This window comes from Planktothrix sp. FACHB-1355, assembly GCF_014748295.1.
Taxonomy (GTDB): Bacteria; Cyanobacteriota; Cyanobacteriia; order Cyanobacteriales; family Aerosakkonemataceae; genus Aerosakkonema; species Aerosakkonema funiforme_A.
In genome coordinates this window covers 1-2434 of sequence record NZ_JACJUP010001072.1, presented here as the reverse complement: position 1 = coordinate 2434, position 2434 = coordinate 1, and the positions used below count along the sequence as shown (strand labels likewise).

Here is a 2434-nt window from a genome sequence, read left to right as displayed (position 1 = left end):
TCCGATCTATTTAAGCGACGCAATTTTAGAGCAAGCAGTTTTACTGCGCTCTATTTTTAATGGTACTAATATTACAGGTGCAGATTTCAGCTATGCCATTTTAGATGGCAGCCAAATCAGAGAGTTATGCCAACGCGCTAGCGGCGTGAATTCTAGAACAGGTGTGGCAACTCGCGATTCTCTCAGTTGCAGGTAATTCTATCGCTTATTGCCTTTTTAATCTATCGGCGTGCTGGGGATGAATTGCGACAGAATTTGCAGGATAAGGGCCATCAAAAGATATCTCCGCGTGAGGTGCTGTGGGGCTCACTATCCTGTAACCTAAGTTAGCCAGAAATTCGTAGATAGTTCTAATATTGTGAGACGTATATTTAAAAAAAATAGGCAATGTTTCAAAATAAATCAAGGGATGATACTTTTCTATTACTGCCTTAGCTCCTAGTAAAACATCATATTCCATTCCTTCGACATCGATTTTAATTACATCTATTTTTTCAATTGGTTCGAGCAATACCCACTCATCAAGTGAAACTACGTCTACCACAGTACCGGAAATTGGCTGCAAAGCACCATTTCCTCGAAATTCTCGGTCTTCGTGATAAAATAACTGGCCTTTAGTCGCACCCACTCCTAACGGCACTACTTTTACTAAATCTTTCAGGTGCGGATTTAATTCAATATTGGCTTGTAAACGATAACGGATATGTTCTGATGGTTCAAAGGCATAAATTTTGCCAGTAGTTATTAAACTGGCGGCAACTAAGGTAAGCACACCGCAATTAGCGCCAATATCTAAAAATAGATCGTTTTTACGAATAACTTTGCGTAAAAACTTGGTGGTCACAACATCGTACAGACCCCCAAGCCACACAGAAGCTTCTATTGGATAAGTTGTATCGACGTTAAACTTATATTTACCAGCATAATTTTTGACTGTATAGGTTTGGCCTTTGGCTAGTAAATTGGCAAATTTACCTCCACCCTTACCAGTGAAAAGAAAAACTAACTTGACGATTAAACGTAAAATATGGCTAAATATAACGTTCCAAATTTGTTTCATAATGAAGAATAGGTGATGGTTGATGGGAATAACCTTTTGACCGATGACCGATCGCAAATGACAAAAGACTAATCACAGTTAGCAATGAACAATATTAAGCGAGTGGGGGTTATTGGTGGAGGACAGCTAGCTTGGATGATGGCGGGTGCAGCAAAGACGTTGGGGATTGAATTAGCGATCCAAACGCCCCATCCCACCGATCCGGCTGTGGCGATCGCAGCTTCCACCATTTTTGCACCAGTGGATGACGCTGCCGCCACCGCCGAGCTAGCTACTCGCTGCGATGCGATCGCCTTTGAGAATGAGTTTATCAACCTGGAAGCTTTAATGCCGCTACAGGAACAAGGCGTCCGCTTTCGTCCCAAGCTAGAGGTATTGGCCCCCCTCTTGGATAAATACGACCAACGCTGCTATTTGAGGGATTTGGGCTTACCCGTGCCCGAATTTGTCGCTCTTGAGGAGAAGAATGAAGGGGAAGAACACTTAATTTCCAACTTCCCATTCCCAGTAGTGGTGAAGGCGCGACGCCACGGTTATGACGGACAGGGCACCTTCATCATAAAAGATCCGGAAACTCTGGCAGCAACATTGCAACGATTGAGACAAACCCCTGTATTGCTGGAAGAATTTATTCCCTTTGAACGGGAACTGGCGGTAATTGCAGCGCGTTCCCATACTGGTGAAGTTGCAGTTTATCCTGTAGTGGAAACGCAACAAGAAGAACAAGTTTGTCGGCGGGTGCTAGTACCGGCAGATATCGATCCAGCCGTCACCGCCCAGATAGAAGCGATCGCCCATACCCTACTCAATAGCTTACAAGCGGTGGGAATATTCGGGATCGAACTATTTTTGACCGCCACTGGCAAAGTATTGGTCAACGAAATTGCACCCCGCACCCACAATTCCGGGCATTTTAGCCTTGATGCCTGTTATACCTCTCAATTCGAGCAGCATCTGCGAGCCGTTTGCGACCTACCCTTGGGCAATCCTGCCTTAAAATGCGATGCGGCAATCATGGTAAATCTATTGGGTTACGAACATTCCCACAACGATTACCTCAGCAAACGACAACAACTTGCCGATTTACCGAACTCTCACGTCCATTGGTATGGGAAAAGCGAATCTCGCCCCGGTCGCAAACTCGGCCACGTTACTGTTCTATTAGATGGGGCAGATAAATCCAAAGCACAAACCTTAGCACAGGCGATCGAATCCATATGGTACAGCAGGGACTAGGGGCTAGGGGTTAGGGGCTAGGGAAGAGGGAGAGGGAAGAGGGAGAGGGAAGAGGAGGAATTTTTGAATGATTGACTTTCCCTAACCCCTAGCCCCTAGCCCCTAGTCCCTTTTTGACTTTTGACTTTTGACTTCCCC

General features: G+C 45.2%; 3 protein-coding genes. 2 read left to right on the top strand and 1 reads right to left on the bottom strand.

The window, feature by feature from the left end:
• A partial coding sequence (locus H6S82_RS29125) for a pentapeptide repeat-containing protein (RefSeq protein WP_191057167.1) occupies positions 1 to 196 on the top strand: 196 nt, incomplete at its 5' end.
• A 9-nt stretch (positions 197 to 205) separates the two neighbouring features.
• Here H6S82_RS29125 and H6S82_RS29120 read toward each other — a convergent pair.
• Entirely contained in the window at positions 206 to 1060 is an 855-nt protein-coding gene (locus tag H6S82_RS29120; protein ID WP_190469716.1) for an FkbM family methyltransferase, read from the bottom strand.
• A gap of 84 nt (positions 1061 to 1144) precedes the next feature.
• Between H6S82_RS29120 and H6S82_RS29115 the strand changes: the two genes are divergently transcribed.
• Positions 1145 to 2296 (top strand): 5-(carboxyamino)imidazole ribonucleotide synthase, encoded by a 1152-nt coding sequence (locus H6S82_RS29115; RefSeq protein ID WP_190469714.1) that lies wholly within the window; start codon positions 1145 to 1147, stop codon positions 2294 to 2296.
• Positions 2297 to 2434 lie beyond the last annotated feature (138 nt).